This window comes from Streptomyces sp. NPDC001410, assembly GCF_042895235.1.
Classification (GTDB): domain Bacteria; phylum Actinomycetota; class Actinomycetes; order Streptomycetales; family Streptomycetaceae; genus Streptomyces.
Genome location: NZ_JBIAWE010000009.1, coordinates 320,335 through 346,289 on the forward strand (window position 1 = coordinate 320,335; position 25,955 = coordinate 346,289).

Genomic DNA, 25,955 nt, shown 5'->3' on the forward strand with positions numbered 1-25,955 from the left:
TGTTCGGCGCCCCTTCAGACCGTCGCCAGTGCGGCCGCGCGGTAGTTCGCGAACCAGGTCTTCCAGTTGTGGAGGTACTCCCAGTACGACTCGGAGGCCGTGTCGCCCAGTGCGGCGAAGTGCCGGGCCGCGTCCTTGGCGTGGCCGCCGATGGAGAAGGCCAGGGCGAAGGCGCTGTGGCCGACGATCCAGTGGAAGTCGCGCCGGTAGTCGGGGTGCAGCACCGAGGCCTCGGCGGCGGACCGCAAGTCGTCACGGACGGACACGTCACGCAGGTACTGGTTCGCCTTGCTGAGGGTCTCGTCCAGACCGTGTTCGAGATGGGCCTCGGCGACCAGGATCCCGGCGTGCGAGCCACCCGGCGCGGCCTGCGTGCACTCCTGGGCGAAGCTGTGCGCGGCCTCCCAGGAACCGCTCCACTTCGGACACAGCTGTTGCAGCAGCTGCGACTGCCCGCGGAACTGGTGCGGGTGGTGGGCCGCCAGCCGGTCGTAGCGCCGCCGCGCCTCGGACTGGCCCAGCTCCAGGCCGCGGGCGGTGAGCAGCCGGGCGGTCCAGGCGGGGGCGTACGACGGGTGCTCCGCGCACACCTCGATGAGCAGGTGCTCGGCCTTGCGCAGCCACGCGTGGAACTGGTCGAACTGCTCCCGTGAGACGTGCTGCGCCCTGGCTCTACTGCGAATCCCCCAGCCGATACGGATGTACCGCTCGGCGAGCAGTGTGCGCGGCAACGGCTCGCCGGGCAGTTCCGCCGCGGCCCGCTCGAGATACCCCTCGGTCCCCTCGATGTCGGCGAGGACACCGACCGCGAAGGAGACCTTGTCGACGGAGTCGAGTGCGGCGAAGAAGGCATCGGTGGCCGTCCAGTCGGCGGCCAGCGCGGCTGTGCGCAGCGGGGCTAGTTCGGGCAGCGCGTCGAACGGGTCGGTCACCGGCCCGTGCGAGCCGACGGGTCTGCCGTCGCCGTCACCCTTGCTGGATTTGCTCATACGTCAACCCCTTTTGGCGCGCCAAACTGGCCCCCAGGACGCGCAGATGGTCAGTTTCCGCAGGCTAGCAGTGGGGTGTGACAGGAGGGCAGTCAGATTTCGCGAGGCAGGGGTGGGGCGCCGCCTGGCCGTAGGGTGCTCACCATGAGCATCATCGGGGTCGGAATCGACGTCGCCGAGATCGACCGGTTCCGGGCGTCGCTGGATCGGACGCCTGGGCTGGCCGATCGGCTGTTCGTCGAGAGTGAGTTGTTGCTGCCCAGCGGGGAGCGCCGGGGCATCGCCTCGCTCGCGGCGCGGTTCGCGGCGAAGGAGGCGCTCGCCAAGGCCCTCGGGGCCCCGCCAGGGCTGCACTGGACCGACGCCGAGGTGTTCGTCGAGGACAGCGGGCAGCCCCGGCTGCGGGTGAAGGGGACCGTGGCCGCGCGGGCCGCGGAACTCGGGGTGCGGTCCTGGCATGTGTCGCTCAGCCATGACGCGGGGATCGCGTCGGCCGTGGTGGTCGCCGAGGGGTGACGCCCCCGGGTGTGGCGGCAGGGGTTTCCGGGGCAGACTCGATGCCATGCGTACTGCGTACAGCGTGGAGACGGTGAGGGCGGCCGAGCGGGAGCTGATGGCGCGGCTTCCGGAGGGTGCGCTGATGCAGCGGGCCGCCGCGGGGCTGGCCGCTGCCTGTGCGGACCTGCTCGGGCGGGTCTACGGCAGCCGGGTGGTGCTGCTCGTCGGGAGCGGGGACAACGGCGGCGACGCGCTGTACGCGGGGGCGCGGCTGGCGCGGCGGGGCGCCGGGGTCACGGCCGTACTGCTGGCGCGGCCCGAGCGGACCCACTCCGAGGGGCTCACGGCGTTGCTCCGGGCGGGTGGGCGCGTGGCGGCCGACGGCGGCGCCGAGGAGGCCGTCGAGCGGGCCGACCTGGTCGTGGACGGCATCGTCGGGATCGGGGGCAAGGGCGGGCTGCGGCCGGACGCGGAGGCGCTGGCCGGTGCCGTCGAGCGGTCGCGGGCCGCTGTCGTAGCCGTGGACCTGCCGAGCGGAGTCGAGGCGGACACGGGAGAGGTGCGGGGTTCGGCGCTGCGGGCCGACCTCACCGTCACCTTCGGGACGCACAAGCCGGGGCTGCTGGTCGACCCCGCGCGGGAGTACGCCGGGTCGGTGCGCCTCGTCGACATCGGGCTCGAACTGCCGCCGGACGCCGAGCTGGAGGCGTTGCAGCACGCGGATGTGGCCCGGCTGCTGCCACGGCCCGCGGCGGAGAGCGACAAGTACCGGCGGGGTGTGGTCGGGATCGCGGCGGGGTCCGCGCGCTATCCGGGAGCCGCCGTGCTGGCCGTCTCCGGGGCGCTGCGGGGTGGGGCGGGGGCCGTGCGGTACGTCGGGCCCGCGGCACAGGCGGTCATCGCCCGCTTCCCGGAGACCCTCGTGTCCGACCAGGGGCCCGCCAAGGCCGGACGGGTGCAGGCCTGGGTGGTCGGGCCGGGTGCCGGGGACGACGCGGCGACCGTGGCGGAGGTGCTGTCCGCCGAGGTGCCGGTGCTGCTCGACGCCGACGGGCTGCGGCTGGCCGAGCGCAACGCCGTGCGCGGGCGTACGGCGCCGACGCTGATGACTCCGCATGCCGGGGAGGCGGCGGCGTTGCTCGGGGTGCCGCGGGAGGAGGTCGAGGGGGCTCGACTGGCCTCGGTGCGGGAGTTGGCGGCGGTGTACCGGGCGACCGTGCTGCTGAAGGGGTCCACCACGTTGGTGGCGGACTCCGGGGGCGGGGCGGTGCGGGTGAACGCCACGGGGACGGGGTGGCTGGCCACGGCCGGGAGCGGTGACGTGCTGTCGGGTCTGGCCGGGTCTTTGCTGGCGGCGGGGTTGTCCGCGTTGGACGCGGGGAGTGTGGCGGCGTATCTGCATGGGCTGGCGGGCCGCTTCGCCGCGGCCGGGGCGCCGGCCGGGGCACACGACGTCGCGGAGAGGATCCCGGAGGCATGGCGGGACGTACGGGGTTGACCCGGTGCCCGGAGCGAGGGCTGAGCGGGGGTGGGTCGCGCAGCCCGGCGCTGGTGGGGTGCCGCTGCGCCCACCCGTGCCGCCCCAAGCGGCTGCCGTCGCGGCCGGCGGGGCTGCAACTCCCCAGGGGCGCGGGCCGTGTCGATCTGCGGCTCCGCCGCGTGGGCGCGACCAGCCCCCACCGGCCCGCAGCCGAAGGACCGTCACTCAGCCCCGCAAGTAGGCCAACACCGCCAACACCCGCCGATTGTCCTCCGGTGACTGCTCTATCCCCAGCTTCGCGAAGATCGACGCGATGTGTTTGGCCACCGCGCTCTCGCTGATGTGGAGGGTGCCGGCGACGGCCGTGTTGGAGCGGCCCTCGGCCATGAGGGTGAGGACCTCGCGCTCGCGGGGGGTCAGCGAGTCCGTGCGGCCCCGTTTCTCGCTGCGCGTCAGGAGCTTGGCGATGACCTGGGGGTCCATCACCGTGCCGCCGGCGGCGACCGTGTGCAGGGCGTCGACGAACTGCGCCGTGTGGGTGACACGGTCCTTGAGGAGATAGCCGACGGCGCCCTCGCCGGAGGCGAGGAGTTCCTGGGCGTAGAGCTGGTCGACGTACTGGGAGAGGATCAGGACCGGCAGCCGCGGGCGGGTGCGACGGGCCTCCAGAGCCGCCTTCAGGCCCTCGTCCGTGTGCGTGGGCGGCAGGCGGATGTCGATCACCGCGACGTCCAGGTCCGTCTCGCGCAGCGCTCGTACCAGCGCGGGGCCGTTGTCCACCGAGGCCACGACCTCGCAGCCGTGCTCGCGCAGGGTGCGGGTCAGGCCGTCGCGGAGGAGGAAGAGGTCTTCGGCGAGGACGACGCGCACGGGATCTCCAGGGTCGCGGTGGTCGGTCCGCCCGGCGGGCTGTGCAGGGCGAGCGTGCCGTCGAAGGTATCCAACCGGCGCCGTACGCCGAGCAGTCCGGTCCCGTTCGACGGGTCGGCACCGCCGTGGCCGTCGTCGGTCACCGTCACCCGCAGGTGGGTGCCGTCGTGGGCGAGGGTGATGTCGACCCGGGTCGCCGCCGCGTGCTTGGCCGCGTTCGTGAGGAGTTCGGACACCGCGAAGTAGGCCGCCGACTCGACGGGCGCGGGCACGCGTTCCGGGGGCAGGTGCACGGCCACGTCGACGTCCAGGTGGCTGTCCAGGGCCAGGGAGCGGACCGCGTCGCCGAGACCCCGGTCCGCCAGGATCGGCGGGTGGATGCCGTGGACCAGGTCGCGCAGGTCCTGCAACGCCCGTGCGGAGAGGGCGCGGACGTTCAGGAGGAGGGTGCGCGCGGTCCCGGGGTCGGTCTCCAGCAGGCCGGCCGCCTCGTCCAGGGTGAGGCCAAGGGCCACCAGGCGTGCCTGGGCGCCGTCGTGCAGATCCCGTTCGATACGGGTGAGTTCGGCCGCGTGCACGTCCAGGGCGGCGGCCCGGGTGTCCGTCAGCCGGGTCACGCGGCGGGCCAGTTCGGTGGTGCGCGGGGCGGAGAGGAGACGGTGGGTGAGAAGGGCGTGCAGGGTCGCCATGACCGGCGCGAGGCGCAGGCCCGCCACGATGAAGGCCAGGCCGAGCAGCAGGGCCATGAGCATGGTGGCCGTGGAGGTGACCGGTACGAAGGCGTACCAGTTGCCGTCGCCCAGCAGGCGCCAGACGAAGGGCTGGACCAGCGCGCCGAACACCCCGTACTCGACCAGTGCGAGCGGAACCGCCGCGAGCACCCCGCCCGTCCACGGCTCCAGCCAGGCCCAGCGCAGGTCGTACCAGAATCCGTCGTCCCCGAGGATCGCGGCGCTGCTGCGGCGGGCCGACGTGCCGCAGGGGAGGGGGTCGGGAGCGCTGAGGGGACGGCCCGTCCAGCGGGCCGCGCGGGCCCGGTACGTGTCGGAGACGCGGCGCAGCAGCCCGGCGGTCGCGGGCAGCACCTGGAAGCCGATCCCGAGCGGCAGCAGCGTCAACGCCCCGCCGGCCAACAGCCCGGCCCCGACCGCGAGAAACCCGGCCAGCCCGACCGACTGGCACCGCCAGAGCGCGACCCAGTCCGCGCGCCGCAAACCCCCCACCCCACGCCCCCTCACCCCACGGCCGCCGGGATCGTAACCTCCCGCCTGCGCCACACCCACGGCACCACCGTCACCGCGCAGGCCAGCCCGAACAGGACCATCGGCAGCGCGCTGCCCGTCTCCTCGTCCATGAACAGCAGCATTCCGAGGTTGACCAGGGCGTGGAAGCCGCCCGCGAGGAGCAGGCGCCGCAGGCCCCCGACCTCCTCCAGGGCCAGACCCAGGACGACGGACATCGCGATCGTGGCGAGCAGGAAGCCCGCCGCGTAGGCCGGGCCCTGCGCCAGCGCCTGGACGTGCCACAGGCCCCACACCGCCCCGACCGCCACCGACGCGGTGAGCGGGCCGAAGCGGGTGCGCAGCAGGGGCTGCAGGAAGCAGCGCCAGCCGATCTCCTCGCCGCAGGCGCCGACCAGTTGGGCGAGGGCGATGAGAAGGAAGGGGTGGTGCAGGCTGCGTGGGTCGGTGGTGTGGGCGGTGCCGGTGAGGAGGGCGTACGGGCCTGCCGCGAGGAGGGTGATCAGGAGGGGCGTGACCAGCAACTGCCGCCAGGGGGAGGCCGGGTGCCCCGGGGGACCGGCGAGCAGTCCGCGCGTCCGGGACGGCCACAGCAGAGCCGCCAGGGCCACGCCCAGCGCCGGGCCGAACTGGGTCAGTTGGACGACCTCCGTGGGAATCCCGGTGGCCGGCTGCACGGCTCCCAGCGCCCCGGCCGCCAGGAAGGCGACCACCAGATAGACCCCCGACCGGACCTTCCACCGCTGTCTCGTCTGTGTCATCTCTGTCGTCTGTGTCGTCTGCATGACCTCGACGATGCCGGGGCGACGGCGCGCGCGGACTGCACCTGCTTGCCGAACCGGGGTGTACCCAGGTGCACCTCCCGGGTGACCCGGCCGCGCGGCATCCGGGATCCGCCGGGGCCGCACGTTTGGCTGATCGCATGATCAGCAGACGAATCGCGCACAGAGGCGTCGCGGTGCCGCTCGCCACCGCGAGCCCCGCAAGGCGGAGGAGGCCGGGGAAACGGGGCGGCGGCCCGGTACCTGATGCTGCACCCGGGGCCCGCACGGGCCTCTGAGACACTGGGGGCGCCATGAGTGAGACTGCAGCTGTGCCGACCGCGCCCCTGCGCGCCCGGGCCGAGATCGATCTGGCCGCCCTGCGCGCCAACGTGCGGGCCCTGCGTGCCCGGGCGAAGGGCGCTGCCCTGATGGCCGTCGTCAAGTCCGACGCCTACGGCCACGGGGCCGTGCCGTGCGCCCGCGCGGCCGTCGAGGCGGGGGCCACCTGGCTCGGCACGGCCACGCCCGAGGAGGCACTCGCCCTGCGCGCCGCCGGCCTGGACACGCGTGTCCTGTGCTGGCTGTGGGTGCCGGGCGGGCCCTGGCGGCAGGCCGTCGAGGCCGACATCGACGTCTCGCTCAGCGGGATGTGGGCGCTGCGGGAGGTGACGGAGGCCGCCCGGCAGGCGGGACGGCCCGCGCGGGTGCAGCTGAAGGCCGACACCGGGCTCGGCCGCAACGGCTGCCAGCCCGCCGACTGGCCCGAGCTGGTCCGCGAGGCCCTGCGCGCCGAGCGCGAGGGGCTGGTCCGGGTGACCGGTCTGTGGTCCCACTTCGCGTGCGCCGACGAACCCGGGCACCCGTCCATCGCCGCCCAGCTCGCCCTGTTCCGGGAGATGGTGACGTACGCCGAGGAGCAGGGCGTGCGCCCCGAGGTGCGGCACCTCGCCAACTCCCCGGCCACGCTGACCCTCCCGGAGACCCACTTCGACCTGGTCCGGCCGGGTATCGCCATGTACGGCGTCTCGCCCAGCCCGGAGATCGGCACCCCGGCCGACTTCGGCCTGCGGCCGGTGATGACGCTGAGCGCGTCGCTGGCGCTGGTCAAGCACGTGCCCGGCGAGCATGGCGTCAGTTACGGCCACCACTACGTCACCGCCGGCGAGACCACCCTCGGCCTCGTGCCCGTCGGCTACGCGGACGGCATTCCCCGGCACGCCTCCGGCACCGGTCCGGTGCTGGTCGACGGCAAGTGGCGGACGGTCGCCGGGCGGGTCGCGATGGACCAGTTCGTGGTCGACCTCGGCGGGGACGAGCCCCCGGTGGGCGCGGAGGCGGTGCTGTTCGGGCCCGGCGACCGGGGCGAGCCGACCGCCGAGGACTGGGCGCAGGCCTGCGGCACGATCGCGTACGAAATCGTCACGCGGATCGGAACGCGCGTTCCTCGCGTCTATGTGAACGGGGAAGAAGAGGGGTAGCCCCTTCTGAGGCGGGCGCCACGCGCCCGGTTGCTCCTGTCACGACCGGCACCACGCACCATACCTGCACCACACGAGCCACCCCGGCACCACCAGTTTCATTCACCCAGCGAACTGCAGTACGGCGAAGAGGAGCGGTACGTGAGCGAGAGCAGTGCGGAGGCCGTGGCGGACGTCGTCGTCGCCGCGGCGACCGCCGCCTCCGCCGCGGAGGCGGCCGGCAGCTGGCGCAGGGCGACCGGCATCGCCGGTGCCGCGATAGGCGTGATCGCCGCGGGCGCGGCCGCCGGTGTCGCCATCGAGCGGATGACCGTCGGCCGCGGGATGCGCCGCAAGGCCCGGCTGGCGCTGGACTCGGCGGGCCCCTACGGCACCCTGCGCGGCACCCCGGGCAAGGCGTACGCCGACGACGGCACCGAGCTGTACTACGAGGTCGACGACGTCGAACCCGACCCCGGCCCCAACGTCTCCCCGCGCCGCCGCCGGCTCTTCGGCCGCAAGGCACCCGCCCCGGTCACCGTCGTCTTCAGCCACGGCTACTGCCTCAACCAGGACTCCTGGCACTTCCAGCGCGCGGCCCTGCGCGGGGTCGTGCGCACCGTGCACTGGGACCAGCGCAGCCACGGGCGGTCCTCGCGAGGCGTCGTCCAGACCCAGGACGGCGTTCCCGTCGCCATCGAGCAGCTCGGCCGCGATCTGAAGGCGGTCCTGGACGCGGCCGTGCCGAACGGGCCGATCGTGCTGGTCGGCCACTCCATGGGCGGGATGACGATGATGGCGCTGGCCGACCAGTTCCCGGAGCTGATCCGGGACCGGGTGGTCGCCACCGCCTTCGTCGGTACGTCGTCCGGGCGGCTCGGCGAGGTCAACTTCGGGCTGCCCCTGGCCGGCGTCAATGCGGTGCGCCGGATCCTCCCCGGAGTGCTGAAGGCGCTCGGCCAGCAGGCGGAACTGGTGGAGAAGGGCCGCCGGGCCACCGCCGACCTGTTCGCCGGGATCATCAAGCGGTACTCGTTCGCGACCCGGGACGTCGACCCGGCCGTCGAGCGGTTCGCCGAGCGGATGATCGAGTCCACGCCGATCGACGTGGTCGCCGAGTTCTACCCGGCCTTCACCGACCACGACAAGACCGAGGCGCTCGCCTGCTTCCGGGACTTCCCGGTGCTGGTGCTGGCCGGAGTACAGGACCTGATCACGCCCAGTGAGCACAGCGAGGCCATCGCCGACCTGCTGCCGGAGGCCGAGCTGGTGCTCGTGCCGGACGCCGGGCACCTGGTCATGCTGGAACACCCGGAAGTGGTCACCGACCGGCTCGCCGACCTGCTCACCCGCGCGGGTGCCGTGCCCGCAGGAGCTACCGTAAGTGGCTATGGAAGCACCAGCAGCACCGCACAACCCCGCTGAGACCCGGCTGACCATCACGTCCCCCGAGCAGATGCGGGAGCTGGGCCGCCGGCTGGCCAAGCTGCTGCGCGCGGGCGACCTGGTGATGCTCTCCGGGGAGCTGGGCGCAGGCAAGACGACGCTGACCCGAGGGCTCGGCGAGGGGCTGGGGGTCCGTGGCGCGGTCACCTCGCCGACCTTCGTGATCGCCCGGGTGCACCCCTCCCTCGGCGGCGGCCCGCCGCTCGTCCACGTCGACGCCTACCGGCTCGGCGGCGGCCTCGACGAGATGGAGGACCTGGACCTCGACGTCTCGCTGACCGACTCGGTGATCGTCGTGGAGTGGGGCGAGGGCAAGGTCGAGGACCTGACCGAGGACCGGTTGCAGGTCGTCATCCACCGGGCCGTCGGTGACACCAAGGACGAGGTACGGCACGTGACGCTGACCGGGCTCGGCCGGCGGTGGACCGAGGCCGGTCTGGACGCGCTCGACGCCTGATCCGCGGTACTTCCCGACAAGCCGTCGGCAACCTGTTGCGCCGGACGTCCCGGGCATGGTCACATGGTAGCCAGCCCGTGGTTAGGTGTGCCTAACTGCGCCCCGCCCCCGCACGTCAGGAGGCGTCCATGCCCGCTTCTCGACCCACGGCACAGCCGGCCGAGCCGGCCGCGGTCTCCGGGGTGTCCATGCGCGACCTGCTGGCGTCGTGCGCGGCCGCGGACGCGATCTCCAGACCACCGCGCCGGCCCGAGCCCGAGAAGACCGACCGGAGCCAGGGGCACCGCCGGGCCGCGTAGCCGCTGCTGCCGCGTGGCCGCCGCTAAGGGCCTGTCCGACAATTCCCGCCTGCCTCCGGGCGGACGACCGGAATTGTCAGACAGGCCCTTAGCGGATGACGACGACCGGTACGCCGATCGTCGCGAACTTCCACATCGCGTCGCCGTCCTCGCGCCGCTCCCGGATGCCGCCCGTCTTCACACCGTCGGTGGTCGTGCCCACGCTGCTGCCCACCGCCGCGCTGAAGCCGATCACCACCCCGTCCACGCTGGTGAAGCGCACCACGTGCTCGATGGGCACGCCGTCGGTGCCGGTGACCGCGTTGGAGCGGGACGTGACCCAGTACCTGCCCACCGGCGGGTCGACGGCGCCCGGGCGCACCCCGAAGCCGCGTTGCACCACGTTCTTCTCGTCGACCAGCCAGACCCGGTCGTCGTCCACCGAGTACACGACCCGTTCACCCGTGCCGGAGTCGCCCGGCAGGGCGCCCGGGTTGCGCAGGTCGCGCGGCGCCTTGCTGGCGCTCACCGAGGGCGACGCGCCCGCGCCGGCCACGCCCCCGAGGCTCGCCGGTACGGTCGCCTGTGCCTGGTAGGCGAGGAAGCCGACGGTGCCCACGGCGGCCGCGGTGAGGCCGGCCACGATCCCCGAGCTGGTCCCTGCCACGTCCGCCACCTCTGCCTCGCGTCATATGTCGTACTTCGTACAGACCGTAGCAGTCAGTCACCGTCTGCCCCGGACGGCCATGCACGCGGCGCAGGCGCCGTAGGCTGTTCGCGTGCTCTTGCTCGCTCTGGATACCGCCACTCCCGCCGTCACCGTCGCACTGCACGACGGGGCGGACGTCATCGCCTCGTCGAGTCAGGTGGACGCGCGCCGGCACGGGGAGCTGCTGCTGCCGGCCGTCGACCGTGTGCTCGCCGAGGCGGGGCTCGAACTGGAGGCCGTCACCGGGGTCGTCGTCGGCATCGGCCCCGGCCCCTACACCGGCCTGCGCGTCGGCCTGATGACGGCCGACACCTTCGGCCTCGCGCTCGGCGTCCCCGTGTACGGCCTGTGCACGCTGGACGCCCTCGCCTACGCCGCCGACATCGAGAAGGGCCCCTTCGTCGTGGCGACCGACGCCCGGCGCAAGGAGGTCTACTGGGCGAAGTACGCCGACTCCCGCACCCGCCTGACCGGCCCGGCCGTCGACCGCCCCGCCGACATCGCCGAGCAGGTCGCCGGACTCCCCGCGGTCGGAGCGGGCGCGCTGCTCTACCCGGACACGTTCCCGAGCGCCCACGAGCCCGAGCACGTGTCCGCCGCCGCCCTGGCCTCGCTGGCCGCCGAGAAGCTGGCCGCGGGCGAGGAACTCCCGGCACCGCGCCCGCTGTACCTGCGGCGTCCCGACGCCCAGGTCCCCAAGAACTACAAGGTGGTCACGCCCAAGTGATCGCACAGTTGCGCGAGATGCGCTGGTGGGACATCGACCCGGTCCTCGAGCTGGAGAAGGACCTCTTCCCCGAGGACGCCTGGTCCCGCGGCATGTTCTGGTCCGAGCTGGCCCACTCCCGGGGTGACGAGGCGACCCGGCGCTACCTCGTGGCCGAGGACGCCGGCCGCATCGTCGGCTACGCGGGCCTGGCCTCCGCCGGCGAGCTGGCCGACGTCCAGACCATCGCGGTGGCCCGCGACCAGCAGGGCACCGGGCTCGGCGCCCGCCTGCTCACCGAGCTGCTGAAGGCGGCCACCGCTTTCGAGTGCTCCGAGGTCATGCTCGAGTGCCGGGTCGACAACGTCCGCGCCCAGAAGTTGTACGAGCGCTTCGGCTTCGAGCCCATCGGCTTCAGGCGCGGCTACTACCAGCCGGGGAACGTCGACGCCCTGGTGATGCGCCTGACCACGGAATCCGGCGGCGGCTCCGCCACGGGTTCCCCCTCCGCACGAGAAACCGAGACCAATGACTGACGAACCTCTCGTCCTCGGCATCGAGACCTCCTGTGACGAGACCGGCGTCGGCATCGTCCGCGGCACCACCCTGCTGGCCGACGCCGTCGCCTCCAGCGTCGACGAGCACGCCCGCTTCGGCGGTGTCGTGCCCGAGGTGGCGTCCCGGGCCCACCTGGAGGCGATGGTCCCGACCATCGACCGCGCCCTGAAGGAGGCCGGTGTCTCGGCGAAGGACCTCGACGGCATCGCGGTCACCGCCGGGCCCGGTCTCGCCGGCGCCCTGCTGGTCGGCGTCTCGGCCGCCAAGGCGTACGCCTACGCGCTCGGCAAGCCTCTCTACGGCGTCAACCACCTGGCCTCCCACATCTGCGTGGACCAGCTGGAGCACGGCCCGCTGCCCGAGCCGACCATGGCCCTGCTGGTGTCCGGCGGCCACTCCTCGCTGCTGCTGTCCGAGGACATCACCTCCGACGTACGGCCGATGGGCGCGACCATCGACGACGCGGCCGGCGAGGCCTTCGACAAGATCGCCCGCGTGCTCAACCTGGGCTTCCCCGGCGGCCCGGTCATCGACCGCTACGCCCGCGAGGGCGACCCGGAGGCGATCGCCTTCCCGCGCGGTCTGACCGGCCCGCGCGACCCGGCGTACGACTTCTCCTTCTCCGGTCTGAAGACGGCCGTGGCCCGCTGGATCGAGGCCAAGCGCGCGGCCGGCGAGGAGGTCCCGGTCCGTGACGTGGCCGCCTCCTTCCAGGAGGCCGTGGTGGACGTCCTCACCCGCAAGGCCGTCCGCGCCTGCAAGGACGAGGGCGTCGACCACCTGATGATCGGCGGCGGTGTCGCGGCCAACTCCCGGCTGCGCGCCCTCGCCCAGGAGCGCTGCGAGGCCGCCGGCATCCGGCTGCGCGTCCCGCGCCCCAAGCTGTGCACGGACAACGGCGCGATGGTCGCGGCCCTCGGCGCCGAGATGGTCGCCCGCAACCGGGCCGCCTCCGACTGGGACCTGTCCGCCGACTCCTCCCTGCCGGTGACGGACCCGCACGTCCCGGGCCGCGGGCACGACCACGACCATGTGCACGAGGTCAGCAAGGAGAACCTGTACTCGTGACGGTCGCGCTGATGTGGGAGGCCCGGGCGGCCGAAGGGCGGGGGGCTGAGCTCCTCGCCTGGGTACGCGAACAACGCCTGGCGGAAGAGCCGCTGCGCCGCGAGACCTTCCGTGCCCCGCAGGACCGGGTGCTGGTCATCACCTGGTGGGACGCGCCGTACGACGCCTCGCTGCCCGAACTCCCGGAGCCGGGAGCGGAGTTGGTGACCCGGGCGGTGCACCGGTGGCGATTCGAGTCGGTGGACGGGGAGCGGTCGGACCGCTGACTGGCGCGCGGGTCCGTTCACGCGCTATGATCATCACACGCGAACGGCCGGAACACCGGTCCGGACGCAGTGCGTTGGTGGTCCAAGGAAAGACGCCCCGCTTCCTGCGGGGAAATGCAGGTGCAAGGCCTGCCCGGCGCTCCACAGACACCCCGCTCCCGGTTCTCCGGGGCGGGGTGTTCTCGTTCCGGGCGGCCTCAGTCCGCCGGCCACACCTCCGTCTCGCACCGCAGCATCCGGTCCGGTCCCAGCACGCGCACGGGTCCCGTCAGCCGCAGGCCGGCCCGGTGCCGCACCTCCGTGCTGGAGGCGGCAAGGCGCAGCTCCAGCGCCCCCGGCTCCACCACCCGCGCGCCCGTGCGGTCGGTGAAGGACGACAGGTCCGCGTGGAAGCGGAAGGTCACCCGGCGGGCCTCGCCGGGGGCCAGTTCCACCCGCTGGTAGCCGATCAGCCGGACGTCCGGGCGGGTCACCGACGCCACCGGATCGTGCAGGTACAGCTGGACGACCTCCGCGCCCGCGCTCCCGCCCGTGTTCCGGACGGTCAGCGAGAGGTCGTACGAGCCGTCCGTGCCGATCTCGGTGACCTCGCTGCCCGTGCCGTCCTCCCAGGCGAACGACGTGTACGAGCGGCCGTGGCCGAACGGGTACAGCGGGGTCGGGTCCAGGCTGCTGACCTCGCCGGCCAGGCCCAGCGGGGGCTGGAGATAGGTCCAGGGCTGCCCGCCGGGCACGCGCGGGATGCTCACCGGGAGACGGCCGGAGGGGTTCACGCGGCCGGAGAGAACCCCGGCGAGTGCCGGGCCGCCCTCCTCGCCGGGGAAGAAGGCCTGCACGACCGCGCCGAGCCGGCCGTGCCAGCGGCCCAGGGCGTACGGGCGGCCGGTCAGCAGCACGAGGACGACCGGGACACCCGTGGCGAGCAGCGCGTCCAGCAACTCGCCCTGCACGCCCGGCAGTCGCAGGTCCGCCACATCGCAGCCCTCGCCCGACGTGCCCCGGCCGAACAGGCCCGCGCGGTCCCCGAGGACCGCCACGCACACGTCCGCCTCGGCAGCCCGGGCGACCGCCTCCGCGAAGCCCGCGGTGTCCGGGTCCGAGACCCCGCAGCCCTCGGCGAACGTGACCTTGGCGTCCGGCAGTTCGGCACGCAGGGCGTCCAGGACGGTCGGGACGGAGATGCCGAGGGGGACCTCGGGGTGGTGGGTGAGGACGTGGGACGGGAAGGAGTAGCAGCCGAGCATCGCGAGCGCGTCCGCCGCCCGGGGGCCCACGACCGCGACCCGGGCGTCGGGGGCCAGGGGGAGCAGACCGTCGGGGTTGTCCAGCAGGACCACCGACTCCTGGGCCAGTTGCCGGGCCAGCGCCCGGTTGTCCGCCGAGTCGAGGTCGACCGGGCCGTCCGGTTCCGGCTGCCAGTCCGCGTCCAGCAGGCCCAGTTCGCACTTCTGGAGCAGGACGCGGCGGGCCGCCCGGTCCACCAGGGACTCCGGGACGCGGCCCTCTCGTACGGCGGTCACGAGCGGGGTGCCGTAGCACTTTAGGGTCGGCAGCTCGACGTCGACGCCCGCCGCGAGGGCCAGGTGCGCCGCGCCCGCCTCGTCCTCGGCGACCCGGTGCTGGGTCTGCAGGAAGCCGATGCCGAAGTAGTCGGCGACCACCGTGCCGGTGAAGCCCCACTCGTCGCGCAGGAGGCCGGTGAGCAGGTGGGGGTCGGCGGAGACCGGCACGCCGTCCGTCTCGGTGTACGAGGCCATCACCGCGCGCGCCCCGCCCTCGCGCAGCGCCATCTCGAACGGCGGCAGGGTCACGTCCGCGAACTCGCGAACCCCCGCCCGGACGGGCGCGAGGTTGCGGGCTCCGGCCGAGGACGCGTACCCGGCGAAGTGCTTGAGCGTGGCGACGACCCCGGCCGACTCCAGGCCCCGCACATAGGCCGCGCCGATGGTGCCGACCAGGTACGGGTCCTCGCCGATCGTCTCCTCCACCCGGCCCCAGCGCGGGTCGCGGACCACGTCCAGGACGGGGGCGAGACCCTGGTGGACACCGACCGAGCGCAGATCGTGGCCGATGTGCCGGCCCAGCTCCTCGGCCAGCGCCGGATCGAAGGCCGCGCCCCAGGCCAGCGGCACCGGGTACGCCGTCGCGCCCCAGGCCGTGAAGCCCGCCAGACACTCCTCGTGGGCGACGGCCGGAATCCCGAAGCGGCCCGCCGCCGCGATCCGCCGCTGGGCACGGGCCAGGGCCCGGGCGCCGAGCGCCGGGTCCACGGGTGCGGTGCCGAAGGAGCGGGTCAGCTGGCCGAGGCCGCGGGTGATCAGCTCGTCCCATGCATCGGCGGAGGGGCCGGCGGCCATCTCGCGCTGCAGCGGGGCGACGCCGTCGCCGTCCGTGACGGCGCCCACCCACACGCCGTACAGCTGGGCGGTCTTCTCCTCCAGGGTCATCCGGGAGAGGAGGTCGTCGACGCGGTCGGCGGCGGGCAGGGCGGCGTCGCGCCAAGGAGCGGTGGTCATGGAACTCCCGTCGGATGGGGTCGGGATGCTCACGAATGTTTCGGTCAATACTTCGAATGTTCCGGGAACCTATGGCGCGCGAAGGCCTTCGTCAAGAGGGCCCACAGGGATACGATCCCGGGCATGAAGCCTTCGAAGCCCGCAGAAACGCAGACGGCGACCCTCGCCGAAATCGCCCGGGAAGCCGGGGTGTCCGCTCCGACTGTTTCGAAGGTCCTCAACGGCCGCGCCGATGTCGCCCCGGCGACCCGCACCCGGGTCGAGGAGCTGCTGCGCGCCTACGGCTACCGGCGCCGCCGCGCCGAGGCATCCCGTTCGCCGCTGATCGACCTGGTCTTCCACGAGCTGGAGAGCGCCTGGGCGATGGAGGTCATCCGGGGCGTGGAGAACGTGGCCCGGGACGCGGGCCTGAGCGTCGTGCTGTCCGAGTCCGCCGGGCGGCTCACCCCGGGCCGGACCTGGGCCGACCAGGTCGCCGCCCGCCGCCCGCATGGGGTCGTCCTTGTGCTGTCCGGCCTTGACGAGTCCCAGCGGGCGCTGCTGACCAGCCGTTCCATCCCGTTCGTGGTGATGGACCCGGCCGGCGACCCCGGCCCGGACGTCCCCTCCATCGGCGCCACCAACTGGCAGGGCGGCCTCGCCGCCACCCGTCACCTGGTGGAGCTCGGCCACACCCGCATCGGCGCGATCAGTGGACCCTCCCGGATGATGTGCAGCCGCGCCCGCCTCGACGGCTACCGCGCCGCCCTGGAGACCGCCGGGCTCCCCGTCGATGCGGGCCTGATCAAAAGCGGCGACTTCCACCACGACTCCGGCTACCGCCTGGGCCTGGAGCTGCTGCGCGGCCCCGACCGGCCCACCGCGGTCTTCGCGGGCAACGACCTGCAGGCGCTCGGTCTGTACGAGGCCGCGCGCGAGCTGGGGCTGCGCATCCCGGAGGACCTGAGCGTGGTCGGCTTCGACGATCTGCCGGTGGCCCGCTGGGTGGGCCCGCCGCTGACGACCGTACGGCAGCCGCTGACCGAGATGGCCGAGGCCGCGGCCCGGCTGGTGCTGGAGCTGGGCCGCGCCGAGGACGAACGGGCGGCGACCCGGGTGGAGCTGGCGACCAGCCTGGTCGTGCGTTCCAGTACGGGAGTGCCTCCGGCGGTTCAGCGGTTCGTGTATTGACGGGTGCCGAGGGCCACCCCACACTGCTCCGAAGTCAGTCGGTAGTCCAACCGAAACTTTCGGAGGCACCCGCGATGAGATCTCTGAGAACCGGCTTATCCCTCGCGTCCCTGATGACCGGTGCCGCGCTCCTGCTCACGGCGCCCGCGGCGCACGCCGCCGACACCCCGCTGCGCGACCTCGCCGCGGCGAAGAACAAGGTCATCGGCACCGCCGTCACCGGCTCCAAGCTCACCGGCACCTACGGCGACCTGGCGGGGGCGCAGTTCAGCTCGCTGACCCCGGGCAACGCCATGAAGTGGGGCACGGTCGAGCCCACCCAGGGCAGCTTCAACTGGAGCGAGGCCGACCAGATCGTGGCCTTCGCCCAGGCCCACCACCAGCAGGTGCGTGGCCACACCCTGGTCTGGCACAGCCAGAACCCCAGTTGGCTGACCAACGGCAGCTGGACCGCCGCCCGGTTGAGCAGCCTGCTGCAGAACCACATCGGCACCGAGGTCGGCCGCTACAAGGGAAAGATCGCCGCCTGGGACGTGGTCAACGAGCCGTTCAACGAGGACGGCAGCTACCGTTCGACGCTCTGGTACAACGGCCTCGGCTCCGGCTACATCGCGAACGCCCTGACCTGGGCACACGCGGCCGACCCGGACGCCAAGCTGTACATCAACGACTACAACGTCGAGGGCGTCAACGCGAAGTCCACCGCCCTGTACAACCTGGTCAAATCCCTCAAGCAGCAGGGCGTCCCGATCGACGGCGTCGGCCTGCAGGCCCACCTGATCCTCGGCCAGGTGCCGGCCACGCTCCAGCAGAACATCCAGCGCTTCGCCGACCTCGGCGTGGACGTGGCGATCACCGAGCTGGACATACGGATGGCGCTGCCCGCCGACAGTGCCGAACTCGCCCAGCAGGCGGCCGACTTCAAGTCCGTGGTGGCCGCCTGCGCGGCCGTGACCCGCTGCGTCAACGTCACCGTGTGGGGCTTCACCGACTCCGACTCCTGGGTGCCGAGCACGTTCCCGGGGTACGGGGCGGCGACGCCGTACGACGAGAACTACGCGCCGAAACCGGCGTACTACGGCATCGCCGAGGCCCTCGGCGGTTCCACCACCACCCCGCCCCCGACCGGCGCCTGTACCGCGGCCTACAGCGTGACCAGCCAGTGGAGCACCGGCTTCACGGGCCAGGTGACGATCTCCTGCTCCGGGGCCTCGCTGTCCTCGTGGAAGGCGAACTGGACGTTCGGCGCGGGCCAGCAGATCACGCAGGCCTGGAACGCCGGCTGCACCCAGTCGGGCGCTGCGGTGTCCTGCGCGAACGCCTCGTACAACGGGTCGGTGCCGGACGGCGGTTCGGTGACGTTCGGTTTCAACGCGTCGTGGAGCGGGAGCAATCCGCTGCCCACGGTGACGGTGGGATGAGAATTTCCCGAGAAAACCGTCTCTCAAAGCTTCCGCTAACAGTCTGCTAATAATTCCGACTTACGTTCCTGTCCGTGACGCGACACGAGGAGCAGGGCGACGCGGGCAGACGGGTGGGCCGGCGGTCGAGAGTGCTGAAGACCGCGGGCCTCAGTCTGGCGGGATTCCTGGTGCTGGGCGTGGCCACGGCCGGCTACGCGTACTGGCACCTCAACAACAACATCAAGAGCGTCGACATCAACAGCGCGCTCGGTGACAACCGCCCGGCGAAGGCGGTGGTCACCCCGGCCGCGACCGCCTCGGCCACCGCCTCCCCGCTGCCCACCGAGGCCCTGAACATCCTGGTCCTCGGCTCCGACTCGCGCAGCGGCAAGGCCAACCAGGAGCTGGGCGGCGGCGACAGCTCCGGCGCCCGCTCCGACACGGCGATGGTCGTGCACATCGACGCCGGCCGCACGAAGGCGACCGTCGTCAACATCCCGCGCGACACCCTCGTCACCCGCCCGTCCTGCCCGCTGTCCTCCGGCGGCTCCACGGCGCCGGCGTACAACGCGATGTTCAACAGCGCCTACTCGGTGGGCGGTCCGGTGTGCGCGGTCAAGACCGTCGAGTCGATCACCGGCGTCCGCATGGACCACTACATCGAGATCGACTTCTCCGGCTTCGCCAAGCTCGTGGACGCGCTCGGCGGGGTCACGGTCACGACCGACCAGGACATAGACGACGACCGGAGCCATCTGCACCTCGCATCCGGCACCCACCACCTGAACGGCACCCGGGCTCTGGCCCTCGCCCGCACCCGGCACGGCATAGGCGACGGCAGCGACCTCGGCCGTATAGGCCTGCAACAGAAGCTGGTGAAGGCCCTGCTGGAGCAGATGGCCGGCACCGACCTCCTCTCCGACCCGGCCAAGCTCTACCAGGTCGCCGACGCGGTCACCGCCAGCCTCACCACGGACACCGGCCTCGACTCCCTGGGCGAGCTGACGAAGCTCGGCCAGAGCCTGAAGGGCCTGACGGCCGACCGGGTGAAGACGGTGACGATGCCGGTCGTCACGGCACCCTCCGACGCCAACCGGGTGGTGGCGAAGGAACCGGCGGCGAGCGAACTGTGGGCCTCGCTGCGCTGAGCAGCACAACCATCGGTGTGACCCGCGAGTCTCCTGCGGTGATCTGGTCGCCGTACATCTGGGGGTCCTCCCGTGTTCTCGCTGCGTTCGCACGCCCGCTGGGCGCTTCCGCTGACCCTGGGCCTCACCGCCCTCGGGGTCGCCGTACCGCAGGCGTCCGCGACGAAGACGGCCGCGCCCGTCCGCGACGACTTCAACGGCGACGGGTACGCGGACCTGGTCGTCGGCGCCCCGCACGCCACGGTCGGCGGGCAGTCCAGGGCGGGCTACGTGGCCGTGATGTACGGCGGTCCGCACGGCCTGTCCACCACCCACCGCACGATCATCAGCCGTGCCACGACCGGCGTCCCGGGCAGCCCGGCCAAGGACCAGCGCTTCGGCCTCCAGGTCTCCAAGGGCGACCTGGACGGCGACGGCTACGCCGACCTCGTCATCGGCACCGGTTCCATGTCGGCCTCCGCGGTCGTGGTCTGGGGCGGCCCGCGCGGCCTGTCCGGCGGCACGTCGATCCCCGCCACCGACACCCAGACCGGCGACTTCGACGGCGACGGACGCCTCGACCTCGCCGCGTTCCGCACCGGCTTCTCCACCGGCGACGACCCGACCGGCACCACCGCCACCCTCTGGAAGGGCCCGCTCAAGCGCTCCGGCACCCCGGCCGCCAAGACCCCGCTCGACCCCGACTACCTCCAGTGGATCGACATCCACGACGGCGGCACCGGCGACATCAACGGCGACGGCCGTGCCGACCTGCTGCTGACCGGCTACTGCGGCGACGGCGGCTACTGCAGCCGCCTCTACCTGAGCGGCCCCTCCGGCCTCACCCGCGTCACCGACTGGTACCCGGGCGGCGACGGCGCCGCCGCGCTCGGCGACGTCAACGGCGACGGCTACGACGACCTGATCACGGGAGTCAAGGACGACGAGACGATCTGGGTGGACTACGGCTCGCCCTCCGGCCTCAGCGCCCAGGACACCTGGAAGTCGTACTCGCAGGACACCCCCGGCGTCCCGGGCGCCATGGAGCTGAGCGACAGGTTCGGCAGCTCCGTCGCCGCCGGCGACATCACCGGTGACGGCATCGACGACGTGGTGGTCGGCGCGCCCGGCGAGAACGACGGCGAGGGCGTGGTCGACGTGCTGCGTGGCAGCCACTCCGGCCTGACGGGCACCGGCGCGCAGGTCTTCAGCCAGAACACCAAGGGCGTCCCCGGCGCCGCCGAGCGGAACGACTCCTTCGGTGCCACGGTCGCCCTGCTCGACATCAACCGCGACCGCCACGCCGACCTGGCCGCCACCGCCCTGTTCGAGGACGCGGGCAACGGTGCGGTCTGGTCCCTGCGCGGCCGCTCCACGGGGCTGGTCACGGACGCGGCCCTCGCCTTCGGCGGCAAGGGTGTAGGGGCGCCGTACACGAAGGCTGCGTTCGGGGCCGAGCTGAAGTAGCGGCGCCGCACGCCCCCGGAAAAATTTCTTCGAGGAATTTCCGCGAGCGTGTCGATCCAGGTGTCTCCCGATCGACGCATGGGTGAGCGGCGGGGACGGACCCCGCCGCACCGACCGAAGGAGTCACCATGCCCCGCTACCTGTCGATCGTGCACATCGACGAGTCCTCCGCCCCCGCCGAGGGCCCCAGCGAGGAGCTGATGCAGCGGATGGGCCGGCTGATCGAGGAGGTCACCAAGGCCGGGGTCATGCTCGACACCGCCGGCCTGACCCCCTCCGCTCAGGGCACCACCGTGCGCTGGGAGGGCGGGAAGATCTCGGTCATCGACGGGCCCTTCACCGAGTCCAAGGAGGTCGTCGGCGGCTACGCGATCATGCAGTGCAAGGACAAGGCCGAGGCCCTGGAGTGGGCCAAGCGGTTCCTGCAGGTCCACGAGGACTACTGGACCGTCAGCTGCGAGGTCCGGGAGATCGCGGAGGGCTGAGCCTTTCTTGGCCTCGGACCGCCCGGGGGTGTTGCATGGTGGGCTGTGGAAGCACAGCCCACCGCGGCGCACGCGATCGAGACCGTCTTCAGGCTGGAGTCCCCGCGGGTCGTCGCCGGCGTGGCGCGCATCGTGCGGGACGTCGGCATCGCCGAGGAACTGGCGCAGGACGCGCTGGTCGCGGCGCTTGAGCGATGGCCCCGTGACGGCGTGCCCGACAACCCCGGCGCCTGGCTCATGGCCACCGCCCGGCACCGCGCCGTCGACCTGGTCCGGCGGCGTGAGACCTACGCCCGCAAGCTCGCCGAGATCGGCCGGGATCTGGAGACCACGACCCCGCCTTCCTGCGACGAGCCTGCCGACCCGGACGACATCGACGACGACCTGCTGCGGCTCGTCTTCACCACCTGCCACCCGGTGCTGTCAACGGAGGCCCGCACCGCGCTGACCCTGCGCCTGCTCGGCGGCCTGACCACCGCCGAGATCGCCCGTGCCTACCTCGTACCGGAGCCGACGATCGCCCAGCGCATCGTCCGCGCCAAGCGCACCCTGGCCACGAAGAACGTCGCCTTCGAGGTGCCGTACGGCCCCGACCGCGAGGCCCGCCTCGGCTCCGTCCTGGACGTCATCTACCTGATCTTCAACGAGGGATATGCGGCCACCGCCGGGGACGACCTGCTGCGTCCCGGGCTGTGCGAGGACGCCCTCCGGCTGGCCCGCGTGCTCTCGGCCCTGATGCCCAAGGAGCCCGAGGTGCACGCCCTGACCTCGCTCCTGGAGTTCCAGGCCTCCCGCACCGCCGCCCGCACAGGGCCCGACGGCACCCCGGTGCTGCTGAAGGACCAGAACCGCCGCCGCTGGAGCCGCATGCTCATCGCCCGCGGCATCCGGGCCCTCGGCCGCGCCGACGCCACAGCCACCGGCGCCCCCGGCCCGTACGCCCTCCAGGCCGCCATCGCCGCCTGCCACGCGCACGCGTACACCTACGAGGAGACCGACTGGCGGACCATCGCCACCCTGTACGGCCTGCTCGCGGCCCGCGCCCCGTCCCCGGTCGTCGAGCTGAACCGGGCCGTCGCCGTGTCGATGGCCGAGGGCCCGGCCGAGGGGCTGAAGCTGGTCGACGCCCTGACCGCCGAACCCGCACTGCGGGACTACCACCTGCTGCCCAGCGTGCGCGGCGACCTGCTGGCACGGCTCGGGCGCACCGCGGAGGCCCACGAGGAGTTCGCCCGCGCGGCCGAGCTGACGCGCAACGAGCGCGAGCGCGCGCTGCTGCTGGGCCGGGCTGCGGAGTGCCTCTCGTAACTCTGTTCCCACCGACCCGCACCTGGACTCGACCCGCACCTGGACCCGCTCAAGACGGTCCACCGGCAGTAGCCGCCGGCTGCGCGGGGGCGCCGATCAGCATGGTCGGGGCCCCCGCGACCCGGGTGAGGAACACCGTTGCCGAGCCCGGCCCCTGCGGCTTGACCTTCCTGCGCAGCTCCTCCGGCTCCACCGCCGACCCCCGCTTCTTCACGGTCAGCGTGCCGACCTCCCGCTCGCGCAGCAGGGTCTTCAACTTCTTGACGTTGAAGGGGAGCTGATCGGTGATCTCGTAGACGGAGGCGTACGGGGTGGGGCGCAACTCGTCGGCGGTGACGTACGCGATGGTCGCGTCGACGAGCCCGCCGCCGACCTCCTCGGCCATCTCCGCGACCAGATGGGCGCGGATGACGGCGCCGTCGGGTTCGTACAGGTACCGCCCGACGGGGCGCACCTGGGGATCGGGCAGACCCCGGCCCAGGAGTGCGCGCGGGCCCGGCAGCAGCGTGGCCCGTACGGCCCCCGGCGCCCCGGTGCCGAACCACAGCACCGCCTCCTTCACGTCCCCGCCGTCCGAGATCCACTCGGCCTCGGCCTCGGCGGGAATCGCCTCGTGCGGGATGCCGGGGGCGATCTTCAGGGCGGCGCGGGGCGCCCCGAGGGCCGTGGCGACCGCCCAGGACAGGGGCGGCGAGTACGCCTCCGGGTCGAAGATCCTGCCCCGCCCTCCTCGGCGCGCCGGGTCCACGAACACGGCGTCGTAGTCCGCCGTGTCCACCTCGGTGACGTCCGCCTCCCGGACCTCGATCAGCCCGGCGAGCCCCAGCGCCTCGGCGTTCGCCCGTGCCGTGGCCGCCGTCTGCGGATCCCGGTCCACGGCCAGCACCCGGATCCCGGCCCGGGCCAGCGCGATCGCGTCGCCGCCGATCCCGCAGCACAGGTCGGCGACCGAGGTCACGCCCAGCTCCCGCATGCGGCCCGCCCGGTACGCGGCCACGCTCGCCCGGGTCGACTGCTCGACCCCGTTCGGCGTGAAGAACATCCGCAGGGCGTCATCCGCCCCGAACTTCGCCACCGCCCGCTGCCGCAACCGTGCCTGGCCCAGCGCCGCCGACACCAGCTCGGCGGGGTGCTCGCGGCGCAGCCGGGTGGCCACGGCCAGCTCCTGTGCGGGGTCGGTGTCGCGCACCTCGTCGAGGAGGGCGCGGCCTTCGGGGGTGAGGAGAAGGGCGAGGTCGTTCACCGGGTCATTGTGGGCCAGTCGGTGGACGGTGCGCCTCCGGCGGCGGTGTCGGCCCGGGTTCGGGGCCCGGGGCTGGAAGGATCCGACGCCATGCGAGTAGTAGTACAAAATGACAAAAGTCGGGCGCGGATCCCGAAGGTCGCCCTCCGCTACGCGGCGGCCGTGCTGGCCTCGACCGCCCTCGTCTCCGGCTGCTCCGCCCTCGGTTCGGACTCCGCGGCCCGGCCCGCCCCCGGCCACGGCGGCCCGGCGGACCCGCAGGCCCGCCTCGCCGCCGAACACGCCCGCATGGTCACCGCCGCCCGGCACTGGAACCTCGACGAGGTCCCCCTGAGACCCCCGGCGCCACCGACCGTGAAACCGAAGATCACCGCGCGCGCGGGCTTCGAGGTGGACGGCCAGGAGGAGGAGAACCTCCCACCGGTCTTCACCACCGTCCCCACCAGGCAGAAGGTCGTCTTCCTCACCCTCGACGACGGCGCCGAGAAGGACCCGGCGTTCCTGCGCATGATGAGCGACCTGAAGATCCCCTACACGGCCTTCCTCAGCAACTACCTCGTCAAGGACGACTACGGCTACTTCCGCCGGATGCAGTCCGAGGGCCACACCCTCAACAACCACACCCTCACCCACCCTTACCTGCCCGGACTGTCCTACGAGGAGCAGAAGGACGAGATCTGCGGCATGCAGGCCGTCATGAAGCGGCAGTTCGGAAAGGCGCCGACCGTCTTCCGCCCGCCCTACGGCAACTACAACGGCGACACCCTGCGCGCCGCCAAGTCCTGCGGGATCAAGTACGCGCCGATCTGGGACGAGGAGGTCTTCGTCGACCACTGGGAGTACCGCGAGGACGACAAGAGCCTGCACCCCGGCGACATCGTGCTCACCCACTTCCGCGGCCGCGACGACTGGGACGGCACGATGGTCGACGACATGCGCCGGTTCCTGAACAAGGTCACGCGCGAGGGGTACGCCGTGGCACGCCTGGAGGACTACCTGTGAGGCGCCGGGGGCGACCGGGGCGCGGCCCGGGAGGAGCACGGTCCGGGCCGGCCGTCGTGCTCGCGTCGGCCCTCCTCCTCACGGGCTGCGCCCAGTCGGTCGACCCCATCGAACGCCTCGGCAAACGGGCGGCCCAGGGCGTACGACAGCCCAGCCCCGCCGTCAGTCAGGCGTACCGCCGCTGGGGCCTGGCCGCCCCGCTCGCCGCCCCGCCCCGCCACCGTGCCCAACCCCTGACGGCCCACGGGGCGGGTGCCTCCCCGCCCCGCGTCGTGGACCATGTCGCCACCACCGACAAGGTCGTCTTCCTCACCTACGACGACGGCGCCGAGCGCGACCCGCGCTTCGTCGACATGGTCCGCGAACTCAGGCTGCCGGTCAGCTTCTTCCTCACCGACAGCGTCGTCGGCCCCGGCTACGGCCACTTCGCCCGCCTGCGCGCGGTCGGCGCCGACATCGAGAACCACACCCTCGACCACCCGGCTATGTCCGGACTGCCGTACGCCGGCCAGCGCGCCGAGATCTGCGGCCAGCAGGACAAACTCAAGTCCCGCTTCGGCATCCGCCCCCGTCTCTTCCGCCCGCCCTACGGCACGTACGACACCACGACGCTGCGCGCCGCCGCCGACTGCGGCATCTCCTCGCTCGTCCTGTGGCGCGCCGCCATGACCCCCGACGGCATCGCCTACACACACGGAGAGCGCCACCTGCGCCCGGGCGACATCGTCCTCGTCGGCCCCGACGAGGCGACGGGCCCGACGCTGAAGGAACGCACGGCACGCTTGCTGCGCATGGTGCAGGCAAGTGGGCTGACGGTGGGCCGCCTTGAGGACTACCTGTAACGGCTCTTTCGGCAACGGTTCCTGTCAGCGCCGGCCGCACCGATCCAGCCCGTCCGGCGCTTGAGGACGAGGCCGTTCAGGCCGATCTTCCCCGCGACGCGCCGCAGGCATTGGCACTCCGCTTGACCGAGTGCTAATCCCGGTCATAGTCTCGGCTCTGGCACTCGGCAGATGAGAGTGCCAACAAACGCGACGGGCAGGTCCGGCACCCGCGACGACGGATCGACCTGGTCGCCACCTCAGACAGTTAACCCCGTGAGATCTCCGAAGGGGGAGGTCGGATCGTGACGACCGCCAGCTCCAAGGTTGCCATCAAGCCGCTTGAGGACCGCATCGTGGTCCAGCCGCTCGACGCCGAGCAGACCACGGCCTCTGGCCTGGTCATCCCGGACACCGCGAAGGAGAAGCCCCAGGAGGGCGCCGTCCTCGCCGTGGGCCCGGGCCGCTTCGAGAACGGCGAGCGCCTTCCGCTCGACGTCAAGGTCGGCGACGTCGTTCTGTACAGCAAGTACGGCGGCACCGAGGTGAAGTACAACGGCGAGGAGTACCTCGTCCTCTCGGCTCGCGACGTTCTCGCGATCATCGAGAAGTAATCGCCTCCAGCA

Annotated in this window: 26 protein-coding genes; 19 read left to right on the top strand and 7 right to left on the bottom strand. The window is 72.8% G+C overall.

The window, feature by feature from the left end:
- Positions 1–14: 14 nt before the first annotated feature.
- Complete coding sequence (locus ACFY3C_RS22085) at positions 15–989, bottom strand: hypothetical protein (protein ID WP_390771932.1); 975 nt, start codon at positions 987–989, stop codon at positions 15–17.
- Between the two features lie 144 nt (positions 990–1,133).
- Between ACFY3C_RS22085 and ACFY3C_RS22090 the strand changes: the two genes are divergently transcribed.
- Together ACFY3C_RS22090 and ACFY3C_RS22095 are read left to right on the top strand one after the other, a co-directional pair.
- Entirely contained in the window at positions 1,134–1,505 is a 372-nt protein-coding gene (locus ACFY3C_RS22090; protein ID WP_145879508.1) for a holo-ACP synthase, read from the top strand.
- A gap of 46 nt (positions 1,506–1,551) precedes the next feature.
- Positions 1,552–2,985 carry an NAD(P)H-hydrate dehydratase gene (locus ACFY3C_RS22095; protein ID WP_390771933.1) on the top strand — a complete coding sequence of 478 codons (1,434 nt, stop codon included), beginning with the start codon at positions 1,552–1,554 and terminating at the stop codon, positions 2,983–2,985.
- A gap of 207 nt (positions 2,986–3,192) precedes the next feature.
- Here the strand turns inward: ACFY3C_RS22095 and ACFY3C_RS22100 are convergent, their stop codons facing one another.
- From ACFY3C_RS22100 to ACFY3C_RS22110, 3 genes are read right to left on the bottom strand one after another with little or no spacing between them, the layout of a single operon-like run.
- Positions 3,193–3,837, bottom strand: coding sequence for a response regulator (locus tag ACFY3C_RS22100; RefSeq protein ID WP_390771934.1), 645 nt, complete (start codon positions 3,835–3,837; stop codon positions 3,193–3,195).
- Entirely contained in the window at positions 3,789–5,060 is a 1,272-nt protein-coding gene (locus ACFY3C_RS22105; RefSeq protein WP_390771935.1) for a sensor histidine kinase, read from the bottom strand. Before ACFY3C_RS22105 ends, ACFY3C_RS22100 begins: the two co-directional genes overlap by 49 nt.
- Before the next feature lie 11 nt (positions 5,061–5,071).
- On the bottom strand, positions 5,072–5,863 hold the full coding sequence (locus tag ACFY3C_RS22110) for a CPBP family intramembrane glutamic endopeptidase (RefSeq protein ID WP_390771936.1): 792 nt from the start codon (positions 5,861–5,863) through the stop codon (positions 5,072–5,074).
- A 290-nt stretch (positions 5,864–6,153) separates the two neighbouring features.
- On the opposite strand from ACFY3C_RS22110, the gene alr reads away from it, so the two are divergent.
- The 4 genes from alr (at position 6,154) to ACFY3C_RS22130 (ending at position 9,501) form a co-directional block, all read left to right on the top strand.
- Positions 6,154–7,320: an alanine racemase gene (gene alr / locus ACFY3C_RS22115; protein WP_390771937.1), complete on the top strand. Its 1,167-nt coding sequence runs from the start codon at positions 6,154–6,156 to the stop codon at positions 7,318–7,320.
- A 141-nt stretch (positions 7,321–7,461) separates the two neighbouring features.
- Positions 7,462–8,724 (top strand): alpha/beta fold hydrolase, encoded by a 1,263-nt coding sequence (locus ACFY3C_RS22120; protein WP_390771938.1) that lies wholly within the window; start codon positions 7,462–7,464, stop codon positions 8,722–8,724.
- Complete coding sequence (gene tsaE / locus ACFY3C_RS22125; protein ID WP_386578337.1) at positions 8,690–9,202, top strand: tRNA (adenosine(37)-N6)-threonylcarbamoyltransferase complex ATPase subunit type 1 TsaE; 513 nt, start codon at positions 8,690–8,692, stop codon at positions 9,200–9,202. The genes ACFY3C_RS22120 and tsaE overlap by 35 nt, the downstream gene beginning before the upstream one ends.
- A 128-nt stretch (positions 9,203–9,330) precedes the next feature.
- A complete protein-coding gene (locus tag ACFY3C_RS22130) occupies positions 9,331–9,501 on the top strand; it encodes a hypothetical protein (RefSeq protein WP_390771939.1) in 171 nt (56 codons plus the stop codon).
- A gap of 88 nt (positions 9,502–9,589) precedes the next feature.
- Here ACFY3C_RS22130 and ACFY3C_RS22135 read toward each other — a convergent pair whose 3' ends face one another.
- On the bottom strand, positions 9,590–10,147 hold the full coding sequence (locus ACFY3C_RS22135) for a hypothetical protein (protein ID WP_386578339.1): 558 nt from the start codon (positions 10,145–10,147) through the stop codon (positions 9,590–9,592).
- A 112-nt stretch (positions 10,148–10,259) separates the two neighbouring features.
- On the opposite strand from ACFY3C_RS22135, the gene tsaB reads away from it, so the two are divergent.
- From tsaB to ACFY3C_RS22155, 4 genes are read left to right on the top strand one after another with little or no spacing between them, the layout of a single operon-like run.
- Positions 10,260–10,916: a tRNA (adenosine(37)-N6)-threonylcarbamoyltransferase complex dimerization subunit type 1 TsaB gene (gene tsaB, locus ACFY3C_RS22140; RefSeq protein WP_386578340.1), complete on the top strand. Its 657-nt coding sequence runs from the start codon at positions 10,260–10,262 to the stop codon at positions 10,914–10,916.
- A 17-nt stretch (positions 10,917–10,933) separates the two neighbouring features.
- Positions 10,934–11,431 carry a ribosomal protein S18-alanine N-acetyltransferase gene (gene rimI / locus ACFY3C_RS22145; RefSeq protein ID WP_386578491.1) on the top strand — a complete coding sequence of 166 codons (498 nt, stop codon included), beginning with the start codon at positions 10,934–10,936 and terminating at the stop codon, positions 11,429–11,431.
- Complete coding sequence (gene tsaD, locus ACFY3C_RS22150) at positions 11,424–12,521, top strand: tRNA (adenosine(37)-N6)-threonylcarbamoyltransferase complex transferase subunit TsaD (protein WP_386578341.1); 1,098 nt, start codon at positions 11,424–11,426, stop codon at positions 12,519–12,521. The genes rimI and tsaD overlap by 8 nt, the downstream gene beginning before the upstream one ends.
- Positions 12,518–12,787, top strand: coding sequence for a hypothetical protein (locus ACFY3C_RS22155; RefSeq protein WP_390771940.1), 270 nt, complete (start codon positions 12,518–12,520; stop codon positions 12,785–12,787). The genes tsaD and ACFY3C_RS22155 overlap by 4 nt, the downstream gene beginning before the upstream one ends.
- Positions 12,788–12,984: 197 nt before the next feature.
- On the opposite strand, the gene ACFY3C_RS22160 is transcribed toward ACFY3C_RS22155, so the two are convergent.
- A complete protein-coding gene (locus ACFY3C_RS22160; protein ID WP_390771941.1) occupies positions 12,985–15,303 on the bottom strand; it encodes a glycoside hydrolase family 3 N-terminal domain-containing protein in 2,319 nt (772 codons plus the stop codon).
- Between the two features lie 123 nt (positions 15,304–15,426).
- On the opposite strand from ACFY3C_RS22160, the gene ACFY3C_RS22165 reads away from it, so the two are divergent.
- From ACFY3C_RS22165 to ACFY3C_RS22190, 6 genes are all read left to right on the top strand, one after another.
- Positions 15,427–16,473, top strand: coding sequence for a LacI family DNA-binding transcriptional regulator (locus tag ACFY3C_RS22165; protein WP_390771942.1), 1,047 nt, complete (start codon positions 15,427–15,429; stop codon positions 16,471–16,473).
- Positions 16,474–16,547: 74 nt separating this feature from the next.
- Complete coding sequence (locus ACFY3C_RS22170) at positions 16,548–17,894, top strand: endo-1,4-beta-xylanase (protein ID WP_390771943.1); 1,347 nt, start codon at positions 16,548–16,550, stop codon at positions 17,892–17,894.
- Positions 17,895–17,968: 74 nt separating this feature from the next.
- Complete coding sequence (locus ACFY3C_RS22175; RefSeq protein ID WP_390771944.1) at positions 17,969–19,024, top strand: LCP family protein; 1,056 nt, start codon at positions 17,969–17,971, stop codon at positions 19,022–19,024.
- Positions 19,025–19,096: 72 nt separating this feature from the next.
- Positions 19,097–20,470, top strand: coding sequence for an FG-GAP-like repeat-containing protein (locus ACFY3C_RS22180; protein WP_386578347.1), 1,374 nt, complete (start codon positions 19,097–19,099; stop codon positions 20,468–20,470).
- 128 nt (positions 20,471–20,598) lie between these two features.
- A complete protein-coding gene (locus tag ACFY3C_RS22185) occupies positions 20,599–20,955 on the top strand; it encodes a YciI family protein (protein WP_386578348.1) in 357 nt (118 codons plus the stop codon).
- Between the two features lie 45 nt (positions 20,956–21,000).
- Positions 21,001–22,263, top strand: a complete 1,263-nt coding sequence (locus ACFY3C_RS22190; RefSeq protein WP_390771945.1) for an RNA polymerase sigma factor — start codon at positions 21,001–21,003, stop codon at positions 22,261–22,263.
- A 49-nt stretch (positions 22,264–22,312) separates the two neighbouring features.
- Here the strand turns inward: ACFY3C_RS22190 and ACFY3C_RS22195 are convergent, their stop codons facing one another.
- A complete protein-coding gene (locus ACFY3C_RS22195; RefSeq protein ID WP_390771946.1) occupies positions 22,313–23,506 on the bottom strand; it encodes a methyltransferase domain-containing protein in 1,194 nt (397 codons plus the stop codon).
- Between the two features lie 90 nt (positions 23,507–23,596).
- Here ACFY3C_RS22195 and ACFY3C_RS22200 point away from each other — a divergent pair, with 90 nt between their 5' ends.
- The 3 genes from ACFY3C_RS22200 to groES all read left to right on the top strand — a co-directional run bounded on the left by ACFY3C_RS22200 (position 23,597) and on the right by groES (position 25,943).
- Positions 23,597–24,508, top strand: a complete 912-nt coding sequence (locus ACFY3C_RS22200) for a polysaccharide deacetylase family protein (RefSeq protein WP_390771947.1) — start codon at positions 23,597–23,599, stop codon at positions 24,506–24,508.
- A 56-nt stretch (positions 24,509–24,564) separates the two neighbouring features.
- Positions 24,565–25,350, top strand: a complete 786-nt coding sequence (locus ACFY3C_RS22205) for a polysaccharide deacetylase family protein (RefSeq protein ID WP_390771948.1) — start codon at positions 24,565–24,567, stop codon at positions 25,348–25,350.
- 284 nt (positions 25,351–25,634) lie between these two features.
- Positions 25,635–25,943, top strand: coding sequence for a co-chaperone GroES (gene groES, locus ACFY3C_RS22210; RefSeq protein WP_039652762.1), 309 nt, complete (start codon positions 25,635–25,637; stop codon positions 25,941–25,943).
- Positions 25,944–25,955 lie beyond the last annotated feature (12 nt).